General features: G+C 66.7%; 15 protein-coding genes and 1 pseudogene. 7 read left to right on the top strand and 9 right to left on the bottom strand.

Annotated elements, in window-relative coordinates:
* The first annotated feature begins 6 nt into the window (after positions 1 to 6).
* The 3 genes from IB227_RS01260 to IB227_RS01255 all read left to right on the top strand — a co-directional run bounded on the left by IB227_RS01260 (position 7) and on the right by IB227_RS01255 (position 2,435).
* Positions 7 to 1,026, top strand: a complete 1,020-nt coding sequence (locus IB227_RS01260) for a DNA topoisomerase IB (RefSeq protein ID WP_225591555.1) — start codon at positions 7 to 9, stop codon at positions 1,024 to 1,026.
* Between the two features lie 127 nt (positions 1,027 to 1,153).
* Positions 1,154 to 1,375 carry a hypothetical protein gene (locus IB227_RS18670; RefSeq protein WP_343237552.1) on the top strand — a complete coding sequence of 74 codons (222 nt, stop codon included), beginning with the start codon at positions 1,154 to 1,156 and terminating at the stop codon, positions 1,373 to 1,375.
* Between the two features lie 40 nt (positions 1,376 to 1,415).
* Complete coding sequence (locus tag IB227_RS01255) at positions 1,416 to 2,435, top strand: SDR family oxidoreductase (protein WP_225591554.1); 1,020 nt, start codon at positions 1,416 to 1,418, stop codon at positions 2,433 to 2,435.
* A 485-nt stretch (positions 2,436 to 2,920) separates the two neighbouring features.
* On the opposite strand, the gene IB227_RS01250 is transcribed toward IB227_RS01255, so the two are convergent.
* Positions 2,921 to 3,166, bottom strand: a complete 246-nt coding sequence (locus IB227_RS01250) for a hypothetical protein (protein ID WP_192285986.1) — start codon at positions 3,164 to 3,166, stop codon at positions 2,921 to 2,923.
* A 384-nt stretch (positions 3,167 to 3,550) separates the two neighbouring features.
* Positions 3,551 to 4,822, bottom strand: coding sequence for an amino acid permease (locus IB227_RS01245; RefSeq protein WP_225591553.1), 1,272 nt, complete (start codon positions 4,820 to 4,822; stop codon positions 3,551 to 3,553).
* Positions 4,823 to 5,041: 219 nt separating this feature from the next.
* On the opposite strand from IB227_RS01245, the gene IB227_RS01240 reads away from it, so the two are divergent.
* Positions 5,042 to 6,859: a DUF885 family protein gene (locus tag IB227_RS01240; protein WP_192285984.1), complete on the top strand. Its 1,818-nt coding sequence runs from the start codon at positions 5,042 to 5,044 to the stop codon at positions 6,857 to 6,859.
* Positions 6,860 to 7,045: 186 nt separating this feature from the next.
* Entirely contained in the window at positions 7,046 to 8,197 is a 1,152-nt protein-coding gene (locus IB227_RS01235; protein ID WP_192285982.1) for a metallophosphoesterase, read from the top strand.
* Between the two features lie 51 nt (positions 8,198 to 8,248).
* On the opposite strand, the gene IB227_RS01230 is transcribed toward IB227_RS01235, so the two are convergent.
* From IB227_RS01230 to IB227_RS01205, 6 genes are all read right to left on the bottom strand, one after another.
* On the bottom strand, positions 8,249 to 8,728 hold the full coding sequence (locus IB227_RS01230) for an MgtC/SapB family protein (protein WP_192285980.1): 480 nt from the start codon (positions 8,726 to 8,728) through the stop codon (positions 8,249 to 8,251).
* 156 nt (positions 8,729 to 8,884) lie between these two features.
* A complete protein-coding gene (gene mtnC, locus IB227_RS01225; RefSeq protein WP_192285978.1) occupies positions 8,885 to 9,583 on the bottom strand; it encodes an acireductone synthase in 699 nt (232 codons plus the stop codon).
* A 131-nt stretch (positions 9,584 to 9,714) separates the two neighbouring features.
* Positions 9,715 to 10,269 carry an acireductone dioxygenase gene (locus tag IB227_RS01220; RefSeq protein ID WP_192285976.1) on the bottom strand — a complete coding sequence of 185 codons (555 nt, stop codon included), beginning with the start codon at positions 10,267 to 10,269 and terminating at the stop codon, positions 9,715 to 9,717.
* 72 nt (positions 10,270 to 10,341) lie between these two features.
* A complete protein-coding gene (locus IB227_RS01215) occupies positions 10,342 to 10,989 on the bottom strand; it encodes a methylthioribulose 1-phosphate dehydratase (protein WP_192285973.1) in 648 nt (215 codons plus the stop codon).
* 219 nt (positions 10,990 to 11,208) lie between these two features.
* A complete protein-coding gene (locus IB227_RS01210) occupies positions 11,209 to 12,642 on the bottom strand; it encodes an amino acid permease (RefSeq protein WP_192285971.1) in 1,434 nt (477 codons plus the stop codon).
* A gap of 79 nt (positions 12,643 to 12,721) precedes the next feature.
* Positions 12,722 to 14,197, bottom strand: coding sequence for an amino acid permease (locus IB227_RS01205; RefSeq protein WP_192285969.1), 1,476 nt, complete (start codon positions 14,195 to 14,197; stop codon positions 12,722 to 12,724).
* 185 nt (positions 14,198 to 14,382) lie between these two features.
* Between IB227_RS01205 and IB227_RS01200 the strand changes: the two are divergent.
* Positions 14,383 to 14,940 (top strand): annotated as a pseudogene (locus IB227_RS01200) (NUDIX hydrolase).
* A gap of 134 nt (positions 14,941 to 15,074) precedes the next feature.
* On the opposite strand, the gene serA reads toward IB227_RS01200, so the two are convergent.
* Positions 15,075 to 16,316: a phosphoglycerate dehydrogenase gene (gene serA / locus IB227_RS01195; protein ID WP_192285967.1), complete on the bottom strand. Its 1,242-nt coding sequence runs from the start codon at positions 16,314 to 16,316 to the stop codon at positions 15,075 to 15,077.
* Between the two features lie 205 nt (positions 16,317 to 16,521).
* On the opposite strand from serA, the gene IB227_RS01190 reads away from it, so the two are divergent.
* Complete coding sequence (locus tag IB227_RS01190; RefSeq protein WP_192285965.1) at positions 16,522 to 17,910, top strand: FAD-binding oxidoreductase; 1,389 nt, start codon at positions 16,522 to 16,524, stop codon at positions 17,908 to 17,910.
* The last annotated feature ends 48 nt before the right edge of the window (positions 17,911 to 17,958 follow it).

Below are 17,958 nucleotides of genomic sequence, written 5' to 3'. Positions count from 1 at the left end.
GAGCGCATGGCGATGGGCGCAGGCCTTCGATATGTCAATGACGACGCGCCGGGAATACGAAGGCTGCGTTGCGGGCGTGGGTTTCGCTACGTACACGCCAACGGCAAACCCGTGGTGCAGGCGGCCACGCTCGAACGCATACGTTCACTGGCCATACCGCCGGCCTACCGCGACGTGTGGATCTGCGCGGCTCCTGATGGCCATCTGCAGGCGACCGGTCGTGATGCCCGCGGACGCAAACAGTACCGTTACCACCCCGACTGGACCGGGCGGCGCAGCGCCGACAAGTTCGCGCACCTGGTGGAGTTCGGCACGGCGTTGCCACGCTTGCGCCGCCAGGTGCGTGCCGACCTGCGGCTGCCCGGCTTGCCGCGCGAGAAAGTGCTGGCGCTGGTGATCGCGGTGATGGGGCGCACGTTGGCCCGGGTGGGCAATGACACCTACGCCCGTGGCAATGGCTCGTATGGGTTGACGACGCTACGCAACCGACATCTGGGCCGATGCGCCGGAGGTGGTCTGTTGCTGGAGTTCACCGGGAAGTCCGGGCGCAGGCAGCGCCACGCAATCGATGACCCACAACTGGTGCGCCTGCTCCGCCGCTGCCAGGAACTTCCCGGTCAATCGTTGTTCCAGTACGTGGACGCGCAGGGAACAGCCGTGCCGATCGATTCGGGGGACATCAATCACTACCTGCGGCAGGCCATGGGAGGCGCGTTCAGCGCGAAAGACTTCCGAACCTGGGGCGGCACCGCCGCCGCCGCATTCGAACTGGCGCGATACGCCGCCGACCCCGCTGCAGCGGCCACGGTGGAACGGCAGGTGATGGATGCGGTGGCGGCCGTGCTGGGCAATACCACGGCGGTCTGTCGCAGGGCCTATGTGGACCCCTGCGTGTTCGACGCCTGGCATGCGGGGGCATTGGAACCCCTGCGTACATTGCGGGGAGCGCGTGCCCGCGAAAGCGCCGTGCTGCGCATCCTGCGCGCGCATCACCGGAACGCGAAGGGCGCGGGGCGAACGCGCTGATCGCAGGCGCGAGCAGGGAGCTAGCTGCTCCAGGCATCGCCTACACGGTGCGTTTACCTGTTTTCACCTTGGCGGCCGGTGCGCACGCGGAGAATTCCTTCCCGCTTGATCACGCGAGGAACTGCAGATGGCTACCTGCGATGTTTGTGGCAACAACTATGCACACAGCTTCACCGTGACCCAGGGTGAAGCAACCGGCACCTTCGATTCGTTCGAATGTGCCATCCATGCGATGGCACCTCGGTGCGCGCATTGCGGATGCGCGGTCATCGGACACGGCGTGGAGGCAGCGGGCTCCGTCTTCTGCTGCGAGCACTGCGCAGGTCATGGCCAGCCCGCCTCGGCGTGAGCGTCCCCCCGATCCTGCGCCATACCCGGAGCATTCACACATGAGCCCCGCAAAGAAGACCGCGCGCAATCCGGCGAAGAAGGCCGTCGGCAAGAACGCTGCCGCGACCACGGCCGCGCGCCAGCGCCAGTTGCAGGCGCGCACCGACAAGGCCGAGGCCCGTGCCGACAAGAAGCCGAAGCCACGCGCCGGTGTCCAGGCCGGGGTGCGCCACCAACCCGTGCGCATGCCGGCCCAGCATCTGCCCAAGCCCGGCGTGGAGGCGGAGCTGGAGTTGGCCCCGCGCTATTTGGCCTCGGCGTATCACGGCAGCGGCAAGCTGCGCGGCATGCGCGCGATCATCACTGGGGGCGACTCCGGCATTGGTCGTGCGGTAGCGGTGTTGTTCGCGCGCGAAGGCGCCGACGTGGCGCTGCTGTATCTGGACGAGCATCAGGACGCCGAAACGACCCGCACGCAGGTGGAGCGGGAGGGCGCGAGCTGCCTGGTGATCAGCGGTGACGTGCGTGACCCCGGCTTCTGCAGCGCGGCGGTCCGCCAGGTGGTCGCGGCGTACGGCGGGGTCGAGATCCTTGTCAACAACGCTGCCTTCCAGTTGCACTGTCACCGGCTGGAAGATCTTGGCGATGCCCAACTGCAGGAAACGCTGCAGACCAATATCGCCGGTTACATCCACATGGCCAGGGCGGTGCTGCCGCACATGAAGGAGGGCGCCTGCATCCTCAACACCGGCTCGGAAACCGGCATCTTCGGCAGCCCATCCCTTATCGATTATTCCGCCACCAAGGGAGCCATCCATGCCTTCACCCGATCATTGGCGGCGCAGTTGCTGGAACGCGGCATCCGCGTCAACTGCGTGGCGCCAGGGCCGGTGTGGACGCCACTCAATCCCGCGGACAAGGCGGCGGACGATGTAGCTGCGTTCGGCAAGGACAGCGACATGGGCCGGCCCGCGCAGCCGGAGGAGCTGTCGCCGGCCTATGTGTTCCTGGCGTCCCCGGTGACCGCGAGCTACATCAATGGCGTGATCCTGCCGGTGATGGGGGGGCCGCGCGGCTGAGCGTGGTGCGGTGATTACTTGAAGAAAAAGGAAAGCCCCCGGGAGGGGGCTTTCCGCTCATCCAACGATCAGGTCCCAGTGCATCTCCGAGCCCTGGAACTTGTAGCGGTAGCCGTCGTAATCGACCTGGCGTGCGATGTTGCCGTGGTTATCGACCAAGGTCCGCATCTGGATCTCCGAAGAGCGTCGATGCGCGATGCGAATGCCGTCGCTTGAACCCGGGCGAACCTGGGTGGGCTCGCTGGCGAGCAGTGTGACTGGCCGGCGCTCCCGGCCTGGGCCTTCAAGGTACATGGATACCGATCCCATGAGGCTGACTCCGTCAGTGTGGTTCGGACCCCCCGCTGGTTCATATCTAGAGGGCACCCGCCGGCTGAACAAGTCAGGGCTTCACACTTTGTGCCATCGGCATGGTCTTTCGGGGGCAATGATTCATGTTTGTCCGATCCTTGTGCATGAACATGCGGGGTTGGAGCTGTGCACTGTCAATGCTGGGCATCATCACGTGGCTTGCCGGCGGTGATGCCGCTGATCTCATCGAGCAGCGCACGCAACTGGTCATGAAAGTACGCGCGGTCAGGCGCGGGGATATGTGACCGGACGCTATCGACTTCGTGCGCGACAAATACCGCGATGTCGCCGGAGCGGGCGTTGGCCAGCCTGTCGCGCGCACGCAGTGCGATGCCCTGCAGCCAATGGTCGATATCGTCACGGGTCAGCATTGTTTCCATCGTGCAGTCCTGGCATGTCGCCGTCACAGCAGATGAAAGCAGGGTATGCCTGTTTCCAACGCGCGCTCAGTCAGTGAGGTCAGCAGTGCACGCCGGGGATCTGGACATGCACGTAACATCTGTGGGCATTGCCTCTCCCCTGATGAGGGTCGGGCAGATGGGTAGAACGATGTGTCATCTACCGCGGCGCAGATATCCGCGCGATGTAACGATGTCTTAATCGTCGCGACGATAGGCTTGCGTCACCAGCTATGCGACCTTCTGCCTTCACGCCTGCAGGGTGAAGTCAGAAGGCGCTAGTTGGACCAGAGTTCGAACGCCTTGCCACATAGGCGCGGCGTACCCGATGTACATGCGTTGCCGGCTTCGCGGCGGCGGCCGTGGCTACCGTTGGCGGCGCAGCACGAAGTAGATCGGCAGGCCGGCGATGATCAGGCCGACGCCCCAGAGCAGGGCCTCGGTACCGATGCCGATGACCGCATACAGACTGAAGGCCAATGCGCCCGCGGCTGCGACGCGCGACACCGTGCCGGTGCCGCGCCACAACCAGGCCGCCGCGCCGGCCAGATAGGGCAGCAACGTCGCAGCGGTGGAGAGCAGTACCGAGAACTTGAACAGGTCCACCAGCGATCGGTTGTAGTTGCAGATGACCAGCACGGTGGCCAGCAGGCAGCTGACGATCACCCCGAATGCCGGCGCGCCACGCCGGGTTTCATGGGCAAAGGCACGCGGCAGCACGCCATCGCGCGCGGCGGCCATCGGCAGCTGCGCCGACAGCAACGTCCAGCCATTGAGTGCGCCCACGCAGGACACTGCCATCACCACGGCCAGCAGCATGCCGGCGGTCGGCCCCCACAACGCGGCGGCGGCGTCGGCCATGGGCGCGCCGGAGTTGGCGAGCACGTCGGCCGGCAGCAGGCCGAGCACGGTGGTGCAGGCCAGCACGGTGGCGATGCCGGCAATGGCGGTGCCGGCCACGGTGGCGCGGGCGACGGTACGGGGCGCGTCATCGACCGATTCGGCCGGCACGGTCGCCGCTTCCAGCCCGATCATGGCCCACAACGTGAGGGCCACGGTGCTGGCAGCCACGCTGCCCAGCGACTCGGCCGTCGGGTTGAACGGAACGTAGTGGCTGGTATCGACGAACCACAGCGCGACCAGGCCGAACAGCAACAGCGGGACCACCTTCAGCACCGTGGTCAGCAGCTGCAGGCGCCCGGCTTCGCGTACACCGAGCAGGTTCACGCCCGCACACAGCCACAGCGCGACCAGGCCACAGCTGGCGGCGCGTACCGGGGTCGCGGTGAGTTGCGGGAAGATCGCCCCGATGCTGCCGGCGAAGGCCACCGCGATGGCGGCAATGGCGCACCACATCGAGATCCAGTAGCTCCACGCCACCACGAAGCCCGGCAGTTCGCCGAAGGCGTTGCGCGCAAACACGTACGGGCCACCGGTCTGCGGCCAGCGCCGGGCCAACCGGGCGAAGGTGACGGCCAGCAGCAGGGCGCCGCACAGGGTGATGCCCCAACCGACCAGGGTGGCGGCGCCGTACGGGGCGAGGGTGGCCGGCAACAGGAAGGTTCCCGAGCCGATCATGCTGCCCACGACCAGGGCAGTGGCGGACCAGAAGCCCAGCGGGCGGCGCGAATTCGTCATGACTACAGCAACGGCAAGGGCCCTGGCCACGTGCCGGAAGGCGGTGGGCGGGGCAGGAAGCAAGGGGTGTGGCCGGCCCGGACGGGCGGCGTGGCGGTGAATTATGACGGTTTGCCGACCGGAGCGCGAATTCCGGCCGCTACCAGTGACCTTTGGCCCTTTCCGGGTGCTTCGGCAGCACCGACGCTGCCGGTCTTGTACTTACCTTGGAAACCTTCCATGAAGCTGCGTCCCCTGGCGTTTGCCGTCTCGTTGTCCCTGGCCACCGTGCTGGCCGCCTGTTCGCCGTCCTCCGAGCCCAAGGCCGGCGAGACCGCCAGCCAGGCACCGCAGGCCGACAAGGCCGCGCAGCTGAACCAGTTGTACGCCGACTACTGGGAAGGTGTGCTCAAGCAGAACCCGCTGCAGGCCACCTTCCAGGGCGACAACCGTTACAACGACCAGCTGCCGGACTTCGGCTCGGCGCAGTTCCGCACGCAGAGCCATGACTTCACCACCGAGTGGCTGGGCAAGGTGGAGGCCGTGGGTGAGGCCGGCCTGAGCGGTCAGGACCTGCTGAGCTACCGCATCTTCGTGGAAGAACAGAAGCAGTCGCTGGAAGGGGAGAAGTTCCCGTCCTGGATGATGCCGGTCAACCAGATGGGCTCGACCGTGAGCTATGCGGTGATGCTGGGCTCGGGCCAGGTCGCCCAGCCGTTCAAGACGGTGAAGGACTACGACAACTGGCTGGCGCGCGCGGCGCGTGTGCCGGTGCTGCTGGATACCGAGATCGCCAACATGCGCGAAGGCATGAAGGCCGGCGTGGTGCAGCCGCGCGTGCTGATGGAGAAGGTGGTGCCGCAGTTCGACGAGATCATCACCGCCAAGCCGGAGGACAGCCAGTTCTGGGGGCCGATCAAGTCGCTGCCGGCGGACTTCCCGCAGGCGGACAAGGAACGCCTGACCGCCGCGTTCCGCACCCTGATCGCCGACCAGCTGATGCCGGCGATCAAGAAGCAGCGTGACTTCATCGCCAACGAGTACCTGCCGGCGACCCGCGAAACGGTGGGCCTGGATTCCCTGCCGGACGGCAAGGCGTGGTACGCGTTCAATGCCAAGGAAAGCACCACCACCGCGCAGACCCCGGAGCAGATCCACGAGATCGGCCTGAAGGAAGTGGAGCGCATCCACGGCGAGATGCGCAAGGTGATGGAGGAGGTCGGCTTCAAGGGCTCGCTGCAGGACTTCTTCAAGTTCATGCAGAACGACAAGCAGTTCGAGTTCAAATCCGAGCCGGCGCTGCTGGAGCACTACCGTGGCCTGGAGGCGAAGATCAACGCCAACGTGCCCAAGCTGTTCTCGCTGACCCCGAAGGCGGGCTTCGAGATCCGCCCGATCGAGGCCTTCCGTGCCAAGTCGGCCGCCGGTGGCGAGTACATGCAGCCGAGCGAGGACGGCACGCGCCCGGGCATCTTCTACGTGAACACCTACGACCTGCCGACCCGCAAGACCTGGGACGCGGAGGACCTGTTCCTGCATGAGGCCATTCCGGGCCATCACTTCCAGCTGGCGTTGCAGCAGGAACTGAAGGACGTGCCGGCATTCCGCCGCTTCGGTGGCGAGACCGCCTTCATCGAGGGCTGGGGCCTGTATGCCGAGAGCCTGGGCAAGGACCTGGGCGTGTACACCGACCCGTACAGCTACTTCGGCCGCCTGCAAGGCGAGTTGTGGCGCGCGGTGCGCCTGGTGGTGGACACCGGCCTGCATTCCAAGGGCTGGACCCGCCAGCAGGTGCTGGACTACATGTTCACCAACTCCTCGGTGAGCGAGCCCGATGCCATCGCCGAGGCCGAGCGTTACATCGCATGGCCGGGCCAGGCATTGGCCTACAAGACCGGCGAGCTGAAGATCCAGGAGCTGCGCAAGCGTGCGCAGGAGCAGTTGGGTGACAAGTTCGACATCCGCGAGTTCCATGCCGAAGTCCTGAAGGACGGCTCGGTGCCGCTGGACGTGCTGGATGCCAAGATCAACGATTGGATCGCGGCAAAGGCGAAGTAAGCCGGCGCTCCCCCTCTCCCGGCCGCGGGAGAGGGGCGAAGGTGGCCCCTGAAAACCAAACACAGCAGTTCAGTCGCCGCTATCTTCCCGGCAATCAGGCTGTGTCAAAGTACGTGGCATCCCCTTGAGTCCTTCCTGGCGGCCTGACGGCGGGCGAAGCCTGCATCGCGGTTGTCGCAATCAATGATGACGCTCCTTGTTTCCCTGATCCTGCCGTTGCTGGCGCTGTGGTTGTGGCTGCCGGTCAACGCGCTCAGCAGGCGGCAGCGCCGTTGGCGCATTTCCCTGACCATGGGGCTGGCCTTCGTCGGGCTTGGCTTCGCCACGCTGTGGCGGCTGGACTGGCTCGAGTACGAGGTGGTGGCCTGGGTCCAGCTGGTGTTCGGCTGGGTGCTGGTGATGTTCGTGTTGCTGTTGGCCTTCCTGCTGCTGCGTACGCTGGGCTGGCTGGCCAGTCGCCTGCTCGCGCGCACGTCGACGTTGGCCACGGTCTGGCACGGGGCCCGGTTGAACGACGTTGCCGCGGTCGCCATCGTCCTGCTGGCCAGTTGGGGCATCGTCAACGGCCTGCGTCCGCCCAAGGTGCAGGAACGCGACCTGGTCGTGCCGAACCTGCCCGCGGAGCTGGACGGGGTGCGGGTGGCGGTGCTGGCGGACCTGCATATCAGTCCGGTGAAGCGCACCTGGCGGACCCAGCGCATCGTCGACGAGGTGCTGGCCGCCAAGCCCGACCTGATCGTGCTGCCGGGCGACATGGCCGACGGCGGCCTGGAGGCGTCGGGGCGGTTCGCCGCGCCATTGGCGCAGTTGAAGGCGCCGTATGGGGTGTGGCTGGCCCCGGGCAACCACGAGTACTACTACGACTACACCGCATGGATGACCCACTTCCGGCGGATGGGGCTGGGCGTGCTGGAGAACCAGACCGCGAAGCTGTCCATCCACGGCCGCACCCTGGCGATCTCCGGCATTGGCGATCTGGCCGCGTTGAAGCCTCGTCCCTATGTGCGCGGCGGCATGGCGCCGGACCTGTCGAAGGTGATCGCGGGCGCGCAGGGCAGCGACGTGCACATCCTGCTCGCCCACCAGCCCAAGCAGGCGCGCAATGCGTCCAGGAGCGGGGCGGTGGACCTGCAGATCTCCGGCCATACGCACGGCGGCCATCTGCTGGGCTTCGACCGTCTTGTGGTGGCACCGTTCAATGACGGCTATGTGCGGGGCGAGTACAAGGTGCGCGACATGACCCTGTTCGTCAGCGCCGGCGCCGGGCAATGGGACGGTTTCACCGCGCGGCTGGGGGTGTCCTCCAGCATCGACGTGCTGGTGCTGCGCACGCGATAGCAGCCTGGCGTGGCGGCCTGCCGTGGATGGATCAGTCGTTCCGTGGATGGATCAGTCGTTTTTCTTCTCGGGCATGAGGTGGGGCAGGGCGCTGACCACGGCCAGCGCGGCCAAGGTGGTGAAACCGGCTGCCAGGTACATGCCCATGCCCGCGGCCATGCCGATGGCCGAGGTCATCCAGATGCCCGCGGCCGTGGTCAGCCCCTGGATGCGTTCTTCGTTGTCCAGCTTGAGGATGGCACCGGCGCCCAGGAAGCCGATCCCGGAGACGATGCCCTGCATGACCCGGGTGACGTCCCCGGGCGCAACGCCCATCTGCAGCGGCGCCAGGACGAACAGCGCCGAACCCACCGAAACCAGGATGTGTGTCTTCAACCCGGCGGCACGTCCCTTGCTCTCGCGCTCCAGTCCCAGCGCGCCGCCGAGCGCGATGGCCGTCAACAGGCGGGCGCCGATCACGGTGAGGGTTTCGGCGTCGGGCAGTGCAAACTCATTGGCCAGGGTCTGGCTGACCGCGAATGGAATGATCATGCGTCGATGCCTCCAGGAGCGACCGGCAGACGGGGCCTCCGCGTCATCGGCACCCTAGCAGCCCCGCGCGTGCGCCGGCGTGAGGCCATGGCGCCCGGCGACACATGCGAAAACGGCCCCACCGGGGCCGTTTTCCTGTCCAGCGGCAACGCGGTATCAGAGCGTGATCTGCTCGAAGTTCTCGACCCGCGCATGGCCGTGCGTCGCTTCGCCGGTGCGTGGCAGCGGATAGTCGCTGAGCCGGTCGACCAGTACGGTCCGCAGCCCGGCCTCGCGCGCGGCGTCGAGTTCTTCGACCACGTCGGACAGGAACAGGATGTCCTGCGGCGCGATGCCGATGGCCTTGGCGATGTGCGCATAGCTCGGGGCCTCGCGCTTGCCGCCGACCTCGGTATCGAAGTTGCCGGAGAACAGACCATTGAGGTCGCCGGCATCGCTGAAGCCGAAGAACAGCTTCTGCGCCGGTACCGAGCCGGAGGAATACACGTACAGCGGCAGGCCGCTTGCGTGCCACCCGCGCAGGACGGCCGCCACTTCCGGGTACAGGTGGGCGGTGTAGTCACCGTTGCGGTAGCCCGCGTCCCAGATCATGCCCTGCAGTGCCTTGAGCGCGGTGTGCTTGCGGTCCTGGTCGATCCAGCCCTGCAGGGTTTCCGCGATCACCGCGTCCTGGCAGGCGCCGGCGGCGATCTCGGTGGCCACCGCATCCAGCCACTGGCGCACCTGCGGTTCGTTGCCGTGGCTGCGGACGAATTCCGGCAGGGCGTTGCGTGCGTACGGGAACAGCACTTCCTTGACGAAGGAGATGCTGGAGGTGGTTCCCTCGATGTCGGTGAGGATGGCTTTGATGGTCATGGACGGGGTGTTCCTGCGCCGGGCTGGCCGGGTGCTGGCGGGTTTACGGTCGGGTTGTCGGGGAGGGCTGGCCTGCCAGGGGCTGCCTCATCCCGACTCCTCTCCCGCAGGCGGAAGAGGGGGAGAGCAGATCAGGCCGCGCTGGGCTCATAGCGCGGGAAGCGCTGGGCGATGTCGGTGCCGGTGAAGTGGCCGACCCAGCCGTCCGGCTCGGTGAAGAAGCGGATGGCGGCGAAGCTGGGTTCCTCGCCCATGTCGAACCAGTGGGTGACGCCGTCCGGGACCGAGATCAGGTCGTCCTTCACGCATTCCACTTCGTAGACCTTGTCGCCCACGTGCAGGGTGAACAGGCCCGAGCCGGCGACGAAGAAACGGACTTCGTCTTCCTTGTGGTAGTGCTCGTCCAGGAACTTCCTGCGGATCTCGGCGCGGTTGGGGTTGTCCGGGGCGATCGAGGCCACGTCCACGCTCTTGAAGCCATGCGCGGCGACGAGGCGGTCGATGTCCTCGCGGTAAGCGGCGAAGACCTCGTCCTGGCTCGCGCCCGGGGCAACCGGGTGCTTGGCCTGCCAGCGCTCGAAGGTGACGCCGATGTGCTTCAGTTCGGCGGCAATGACCGCGCCGTCGCGGCTGTCCAGCAGCGGGGTGTCCGGGGCGGTGTCGTTGAAGATGCGCAGTCGGCTCATGGCCAGGGACTCCTCGGGTGGGGGAGGGGAGCATACCCGCACGGGCCGGCGCGGGCCCATGCGGAGGGGTAATCAGGAAATGGCGCGCAGCTTGCGCAGTTCAAGTTCGCAATGCAGCAGGAACTCGAAGGCTTCCAGGTGGCGACGGGCTTCGGCCATGTCGCGGCCCCAGGCATACAGGCCGTGGCCATCGATCAGGTAGCCCCACATCGGGCCCTTGTCCAGTTCAGCCTCGACCTGGGCGGCCAGCACGTCCATGTCCTGGGTGTTGGGGAACACCTTCAGGTCGACGGCGGTCTCATGGGTGGAGTTGCCATGCAGCGCCTTGAGCAGCTCATAGCCTTCCAGGCGGATGTGGCCCTGGCCGCCGAACAGGCGCGAGGCGATGGTCTGGGTCGGGGAGTGGGTGTGCAGCACGCAACCGACGTCCGGGAAGCGGGCATAGAGCTGGGTATGCAGCAGGGTTTCGGCGGACGGACGCAATGGGCGGCCCACTGCCTTGCCGGCCAGGTCCACGACCATGATGTCGCTTTCGATCAGCCGCCCCTTGTCCTTGCCGGACACGGTGATGGCGGCGTGCTGGTCGTCCAGCCGGTGCGAGAAGTTGCTGCTGGTGGCAGGCGTCCAGCCGGCCTGGGCCAGTTCGCGGATGTTGTCGATCAGCAACTGGGCCAGTTGGCTCAGCCGCTCGCTGTCGTAGGGGACGGAAGGCGCGTTCATGGAGCGCATTCTACTAAGCCGGGGGCGCTCTTAGGGGCTGCGGCGCGATGGGCCCGTGGCCTGGCAGGTGCCCTGTGCCCACGATCCCGTACGCCGGCGCGACTGCGTTCCGGCTGATCCCGGGTGTGTTTGGCGTGCCCGGGCGGCGCGTGGTGTCGGGCAAGGAAAAGCCCGGGTGTTTCCACCCGGGCTTCGAGGGCCGTCGGCGCCGCCGCCGGGTCAGCCGTTGCGGCCGCGCAGCTTGCTGTGGCGCATGCCGTAGGCGAAGTAGATGATGAAGCCGGTGGCGGTCCACAAGCCCATCAACATCCAGTTGTGCAGGGTCATCGCGGTCAACAGGGCGATGCAGCTGAGCACGCCGAGGCTGCAGATCAGCCAGGCCATCGGGATGCGGAACGGGCGCGGCAGGTCTGGCTGGGTGCGGCGCAGGACCAGCACCCCGGCGCAGACCGCGGCGAAGGCGATCAGGGTGCCCATCGAGGTCAGCTCGCCGAGGATGTCCAGCGGGAACAGCGCGGCGAGCAGGGCGATGCCGATGCCGGTGATCACCGTGTTGATGTGCGGGGTGCGGTACTTCGGGTGGATCTTGGTGAACACCGGCGGCAGCAGGCCGTCGCGGCCCATGATCATGAAGATGCGCGGCTGGCCGATCACCATCACCAGCACCACCGAGGACAGGCCGATCAAGGCACCGACCTCAACGATGATGCGCAGCCAGTCCAGTTGCGGATGCGCGGCCACCGCGGTCACCACCGGCTCGGCGGTGCCCAGCAGCTTGTACGGGACCAGGCCGGTCATCACCGCCGCCATGGCGATGTACAGCACGGTGCAGATCACCAGCGACAGCAGCATGCCGATCGGCAGGTCGCGCTGCGGGCGGTGCGATTCCTGGGCGGCCACCGAGACCGCCTCGAAGCCGATGTAGGCAAAGAACACCATCGCCGCGCCGCGCAGCACGCCGTCGAAGCCGTACTTGCCCGGGCCCTCGTTGGCGGGGATGAACGGGGTCCAGTTGGACGGGTCCACGTACTTCCAGCCGGCGAAGATGACCAGCAGGATCAGGCCGGTCTTGAGGATGACCATGGCCATGTTCATCGCCGAGGACTTGCTGATGCCCACGTAGCACAGCCAGGTCAGCAGCAGCACCAGCACGGCGGCGGGGATGTTGGCGATGGCGCCGGTCGGGCGCAGCTGGGCGTCCAGTGGCGCGCTGACCAGCGCGGACGGCAGGTAGATGTCGAAATGGCTGAGCAGGCTGAGGAAGTAGCCGGTCCAGCTCACCGCCACCGCCGAGGCGGACACGCCGTATTCGAGCACCAGCATCCAGCCGATGAACCAGGCCGAGAGCTCGCCGAAGGTGGCGTAGGTATAGGTGTAGGCGCTGCCGGAGACCGGCACCATCGAGGCGAACTCGGCGTAGGCCATGGCGCAGAACGCGCAGCACACCGCCGCCAGCACGAAGGACAGCATGATCGCCGGGCCGGCGTGGTTGGCCGCGGCCTGGCCGGTGATGACGAAGATGCCGCCGCCGATCACCGCGCCGATGCCCAGCGCGGTGAGGCCCCACGGGCCGAGGGTGCGCTTCAGGCTCAGGCCATTGGCCTCTTCGTGCGCGGCGTGCGGGTGTTTGGTCGCCCAGAGTTGCTTGAACATGTTTCGGGTCTTCGCTCGTCGTTGCGCAGCGGGGAAGCGCAGGGAAACGCCGGCGCACAAGGCGCCGGCATGAAGGGAATCAGGCGTTGTCGTTGAGTTTGCTGTGGCGCATGCCGTAGCCGAAGTAGATCAGCAGGCCCAGCACGGTCCAACCGACGAACAGGTGCCAATGCACCACGAATGCCTGCAGGAACAGGGCGACGCAGGCGATGGCGCCGAGCGGGCAGATCAGCCACGGCACCGGCACCTTGAACGGACGGGTGATGTCCGGCTTGGTGTAGCGCAGGACCAGCACGCCGATGCAGACCGTGGCGAAGGCCAGCAGGGTGCCCATCGACACCAGCTCGCCCAGCACGTTGAGCGGGATCAGGCCGGCCAGCGCCGAAGCCAGCACGCCGACCACCACGGTGCTGACATAGGGCGTACGGAAACGCGGGTGGACCCGGCCGAACGCCTTGGGCAGCAGGCCGTCGCGGGAAATGGTGTAGGCGATGCGGGACTGGCCCATCATCATCACCAGCACCACCGAGGACAGGCCGGCGATGGCGCCGATCTCGACGAAGGTCTTCAGCCACATCAGCTTGGGATAGGCCTCCAGCGCGGTGGCCACCGGCTTGTCGGTCCCCAGCAGGGTGTAGTTCAACATGCCGGTCAGCACGGCGCAGACCACGATGTAGACGATGGTGCAGACCGCCAGCGAGCCGAGCAGGCCGATCGGCATGTTCTTCTGCGGGTCCTTGGTCTCGCCGGCGGCGGTGGAGACCGCGTCGAAGCCGATGTAGGCGAAGAACACGATGGTGGCCGCGCGGAACACGCCGCTCCAGCCGAACTCGCCGAAGGTGCCGGTGTTCTGCGGGATGAAGGGCTGCCAGTTGGCGGGATCGATGTATTGGATGCCGAAGCCGATGAACAGGCAGATCACGGTGATCTTGATCGCCACGATGATGGCGTTGACGAAGGTGGACTGGGTCACGCCGACGTAAAGCAGGCCGGTCACGGCCGCCACGATCAGCACGGCCGGCAGGTTGAACAGCTTGCCGGAGCTGACGAACTCGCTGCCCGTCCAGGCCAGCGGCGCGGCACTGAGCGCGTCGGGGAACGGCATGTGCAGGGTGGTGGTGATGAAGCTGATCAGGTAGGCCGACCAGCCGACCGCGACCGAGGCCGAGGCGAACAGGTACTCCAGCACCAGGCACCAGCCGATGAACCAGGCCATGCCCTCGCCAAGGGTGGCATAGGAGTAGGAGTAGGCGCTGCCGGAGACCGGCATCATCGCCGCGAACTCGGCGTAGCACAGGCCGGCCAGGGCACAGGCCAGGCCGGCGATGACGAAGGACAGCATGATCGCCGGGCCGGCGTGGTTGGCGGCCGCCTGGCCGGTCAACACGAAGATGCCCGCGCCGATGACCGCTCCGATGCCGAGCATGATCAGGTGCTTGGCTGTGAGGGTGCGCTTGAGCGTGGCTTCGCCTTGGAGGCTGCCCTCGATCGGCTCGCCCGCATCGACATGTGCGGCCGGTTCGACCGGTTTGACCCTCAACAGTGTTTTGAGCATTCCGCTGGTTCCCGTACTGAGTGCTGGCCCGCCGACTGGAAGGGCGGGTCCGGTAGAGTGCGCCGAAAGCTGAACATTCGGCAACGCGCCTACCTTGCCAAAGGCGATGAAACTCGACAAGCGCAGGTGCAACATCGACAGCGATAATGGCCGCCGGCATCAACCCGACGAATGTGCTTACAGTCATGCATGAACAGGATCAGGCGCTGCGCCAGGCGCTGCAGGAATATGCGCGGACCGTCCCGCAGCAGGCGGAGGTGGTGCAATCGTTCCTGGCGCTGTTGGCCGACCAGGAGCCGGATCCTTTCTGCCGGGAGCGGCTGGCCGGGCACTTCACCGGCAGTGCCTGGCTGGTCAGCGCCGACGGCTAACGGGTGCTGCTGACTCATCACCGCAAGCTTGCACGGTGGCTGCAACTGGGCGGGCACGCCGATGGCGACCACGACCTGGCGGCCGTGGCGCTGCGCGAGGCGCAGGAAGAATCGGGCCTGCCCGGCCTGAGCTTGGGGTCAACGGCGATCTATGACCTGGACAGGCACTGGATCCCGGCGCGGGGCGAGGTCTCCGGGCATTGGCATTACGACGTCCGCTACGTGGTGCAGGCGGGGGCGGACGAGCGCTTCGCGGTCAGCGAGGAGTCGCTGGACCTGGCTTGGTGCACGGTGCATGAGGTCGCCGGGCAGGACGATGCGTCCCTGCGGCGCATGGCGCAGCGCTGGTTGACGCAGCCAACGCCCCGGTAGGAGCGTCTTCAGGCGCGAAGCCGGAATGAGATCCGATGGCGCGCGGGTTGATTGCCAGCTTCGCGGTACTCCTGTCGCTCCTGGACGAAGCGGCAGAAGTGCCTTCAGGCGCGAAACAGGTGCAACTGCCGCGGTCAGTAGAGGATGCGCGTACGCAGGGTGCCGGGGATGCCAGCCAGCTCGTCGCGGATCACGGTGGCCTGCTCCTCGGTCGCGCCGATGTCGATCACCACGTAGCCGACCTTGGGGTCGGTGCGCAGGAACTGGCCGTCGATGTTGAGGTTGTGGCGCGAGAAGATCTCGTTGATCTTGGACAGCACACCCGGCACGTTGCGGTGGATGTGCAGCAGGCGCAGGCTCTCGTCGTGTTCGGGCAGGGTCACCTCGGGGAAGTTGACCGCCGACAGGGTGGAGCCGTTGTCGCTGTAGCGCACCAGCTTGGCGGCGACCTCGATGCCGATGTTCTCCTGTGCCTCCAGCGTCGAGCCGCCCACGTGCGGGGTCAGGATCACGTTGTCATGCGCGGTGAGCGGCGACTCGAAGCGGTCGCCGTTGCCCTTGGGCTCGACCGGGAACACATCTACCGCCGCGCCACCCAGGTGGCCCGAGCGCAGCGCCGCGTCCAGCGCGTCGATGTCGACCACGGTGCCGCGCGCGGCATTGATCAGGTGCGCGCCCTTCTTCATCTTCGCCAGCTGCGGGGCACCGATCATCCACTGGGTGGAGCCGTTCTCCGGCACGTGCAGGGTGACGATGTCCGAACGCTCCAGCAGGCTGTCCAGGCTGATGGCCGGGTGCGCGTTGCCCAGCGACAGCTTGGTCTCGATGTCGTGGAAGATCACGTTCATGCCGAACGCCTCGGCCAGCACGCCGACCTGGGTGCCGATGTGGCCGTAGCCGATGATGCCCAGGGTCTTGCCGCGTACCTCATGGCTGCCGTCGGCCGACTTGGACCAGCCGCCGCGGTGGCATTCGGCGTTCTTCTGCGGGATGCCACGGGTCAGCAGGATGGCTTCGGCGATGACCAGCTCGGCGACCGAGCGGGTGTTGGAGTAGGGCGCGTTGAACACCGGGATGCCGGCCAGCTCGGCCGCTTCCAGGTCCACCTGGTTGGTGCCGATGCAGAAGCAGCCCACCGCGATCAGGCGCTTGGCGTGGGACAGCACCTCGGCCGAGAGATGGGTGCGCGAGCGGATGCCGACGATGTGGGCCTCGGCGATGCGGGCCTTCAGCTCCTCGTCCGGCAGCGACTTGGTATGGAATTCGATCTGCGAGTACCCGGCCGCCTTGAACGTGTCCACGGCGGTCTGGCTGACCCCCTCGAGCAACAAAACGCGGATGTCCTGCTTCGGGAACGAGGTCTTCTTGGGCGACATGTCGGGTACGACGGCACAGGGGGAAGGGCCGCCAACTATGCCAGATCCGAAGCCGCTTTGGTGCGCTGCGCAACGCGGCAAGGCATTGATGGAGAAAAGGTTTCAGATGAATTTACCTGCGCTTGGCAGCGGGCTGCCAAGGTGACTGGACGAGGCGCGGCCGGACTGTCACGCTTGGCGGCTTTCACGTCGCCGAAACACCGCCATGACCGATCCACGCCTGCAAAGCCTCCAGCAGTCCTGCCCGAGCCTGCGTCTGAAGACCGATCCGGCCGACCTGGAGCATTACGGGCGTGACTGGACCCGCCGCTGGACCCCGAACCCGCTGGCCATCGCCTTGCCGGGGACGGTCGAGGAAGTGCAGGCGGTGGTGCGCTGGGCCAACCAGCACGGCGTGGCGGTGGTGCCGTCCGGCGGCCGCACCGGCTTGTCCGGTGGCGCGGTGGCGGCCAACGGCGAGCTGGTGCTCAGCCTGGAACGCATGAACAAGGCGCTGGACTTCAATGCCGTGGACCGCACCCTGACCGTGCAGGCCGGCATGCCGCTGGAGGCGTTGCACAACGCGGCCAGGGAGCACGGGCTGATCTACCCGGTGGATTTCGCCGCGCGCGGCTCCTGCTCGATCGGCGGCAACATCGCCACCAATGCCGGCGGCATCCGCGTGATCCGCTACGGCAACACCCGCGAATGGATCGCCGGGCTCAAGGTGGTGGCCGGCAACGGCGAACTGCTGGAGCTCAACAAGGGCCTGATCAAGAACTCCAGCGGCTACGACTTCCGCCAGCTGGTGATCGGCTCGGAAGGCACGCTGGGCATCGTGGTCGAGGCCACGGTCAAGCTGACCGACCCGCCGCCGGCCACCAACGTGATGCTGCTGGCGCTGCCGTCGTTCGACGTGCTGATGCAGGTGTTCTCGGCGTTCCGTGAGCGCCTGCAGCTGGAGGCCTTTGAGTTCTTCACCGACCGCGCCGTGCAGCACGTCACCGCGCACGGGGCGCAGTACCCGTTCGGGGAGATCCACCCGTACTACGTGGTCACCGAGTACGCCTCGGCCGACGAGGCCGGCGAAGCGGCGGCGATGGCGGCGTTCGAGCACTGCATGGAGCAGGGTTGGGTGCTGGATGGCGTGATCAGCGCCAGCGAAGCCCAGGCCCAGCAGCTGTGGCGCTTGCGCGAAGGCATCACCGAGGCGGTCGCGCGCTACAAGCCGTACAAGAACGACGTATCGGTGCGGATCTCGGCGATGCCGGCGTTCCTGGCCGAGTCGCAGGCGCTGATCAACGGTGCCTACCCGCATTTCGACGTGGTCTGGTTCGGCCATATCGGCGATGGCAACCTGCACATCAATGTGCTCAAGCCCGACGACACCAGCGATGCCGAGTTCCTGATCCAGTGCGAGCATGTCACCAAGCTGCTGGCCGAGGTGCTGCACCGTTTCGACGGCAGCATTTCGGCTGAACACGGGATCGGGCTGGTCAAGAAGGCCTACCTGGGCAGCACCCGTGGCGCGGCCGAGATCGCGCTGATGCGTGGGGTCAAGCGGGCGTTCGACCCGAACGGCCTGATGAACCCGGGCAAGTTGTTCGACCAGTAAGGGTTTGCCAGTTACTCTGTGCGCCCTCCAATCGCCAAGACCGACCTG

Source organism: Stenotrophomonas sp. STM01 (assembly GCF_014852135.1).
In the GTDB taxonomy this organism is placed as follows: domain Bacteria; phylum Pseudomonadota; class Gammaproteobacteria; order Xanthomonadales; family Xanthomonadaceae; genus Stenotrophomonas; species Stenotrophomonas capsici.
This window is presented reverse-complemented; position numbering and strand designations above follow the sequence as displayed.

What these genes read in the sequence shown, in the direction of transcription:
- IB227_RS01260 (WP_225591555.1), top strand. Translation starts at nt 7, where the DNA reads ATGGCGATGGGCGCAGGCCTTCGATATGTCAATGACGACGCGCCGGGA.
- IB227_RS01245 (WP_225591553.1), bottom strand. Translation starts at nt 4,822, where the DNA reads ATGACGAATTCGCGCCGCCCGCTGGGCTTCTGGTCCGCCACTGCCCTG.
- IB227_RS01250 (WP_192285986.1), bottom strand. Translation starts at nt 3,166, where the DNA reads ATGGAAACAATGCTGACCCGTGACGATATCGACCATTGGCTGCAGGGC.
- IB227_RS01220 (WP_192285976.1), bottom strand. Translation starts at nt 10,269, where the DNA reads ATGAGCCGACTGCGCATCTTCAACGACACCGCCCCGGACACCCCGCTG.
- IB227_RS01240 (WP_192285984.1), top strand. Translation starts at nt 5,042, where the DNA reads ATGAAGCTGCGTCCCCTGGCGTTTGCCGTCTCGTTGTCCCTGGCCACC.
- serA (WP_192285967.1), bottom strand. Translation starts at nt 16,316, where the DNA reads ATGTCGCCCAAGAAGACCTCGTTCCCGAAGCAGGACATCCGCGTTTTG.
- IB227_RS01255 (WP_225591554.1), top strand. Translation starts at nt 1,416, where the DNA reads ATGAGCCCCGCAAAGAAGACCGCGCGCAATCCGGCGAAGAAGGCCGTC.
- IB227_RS01235 (WP_192285982.1), top strand. Translation starts at nt 7,046, where the DNA reads ATGACGCTCCTTGTTTCCCTGATCCTGCCGTTGCTGGCGCTGTGGTTG.
- IB227_RS01210 (WP_192285971.1), bottom strand. Translation starts at nt 12,642, where the DNA reads ATGTTCAAGCAACTCTGGGCGACCAAACACCCGCACGCCGCGCACGAA.
- IB227_RS01230 (WP_192285980.1), bottom strand. Translation starts at nt 8,728, where the DNA reads ATGATCATTCCATTCGCGGTCAGCCAGACCCTGGCCAATGAGTTTGCA.
- mtnC (WP_192285978.1), bottom strand. Translation starts at nt 9,583, where the DNA reads ATGACCATCAAAGCCATCCTCACCGACATCGAGGGAACCACCTCCAGC.
- IB227_RS18670 (WP_343237552.1), top strand. Translation starts at nt 1,154, where the DNA reads ATGGCTACCTGCGATGTTTGTGGCAACAACTATGCACACAGCTTCACC.
- IB227_RS01215 (WP_192285973.1), bottom strand. Translation starts at nt 10,989, where the DNA reads ATGAACGCGCCTTCCGTCCCCTACGACAGCGAGCGGCTGAGCCAACTG.
- IB227_RS01190 (WP_192285965.1), top strand. Translation starts at nt 16,522, where the DNA reads ATGACCGATCCACGCCTGCAAAGCCTCCAGCAGTCCTGCCCGAGCCTG.
- IB227_RS01205 (WP_192285969.1), bottom strand. Translation starts at nt 14,197, where the DNA reads ATGCTCAAAACACTGTTGAGGGTCAAACCGGTCGAACCGGCCGCACAT.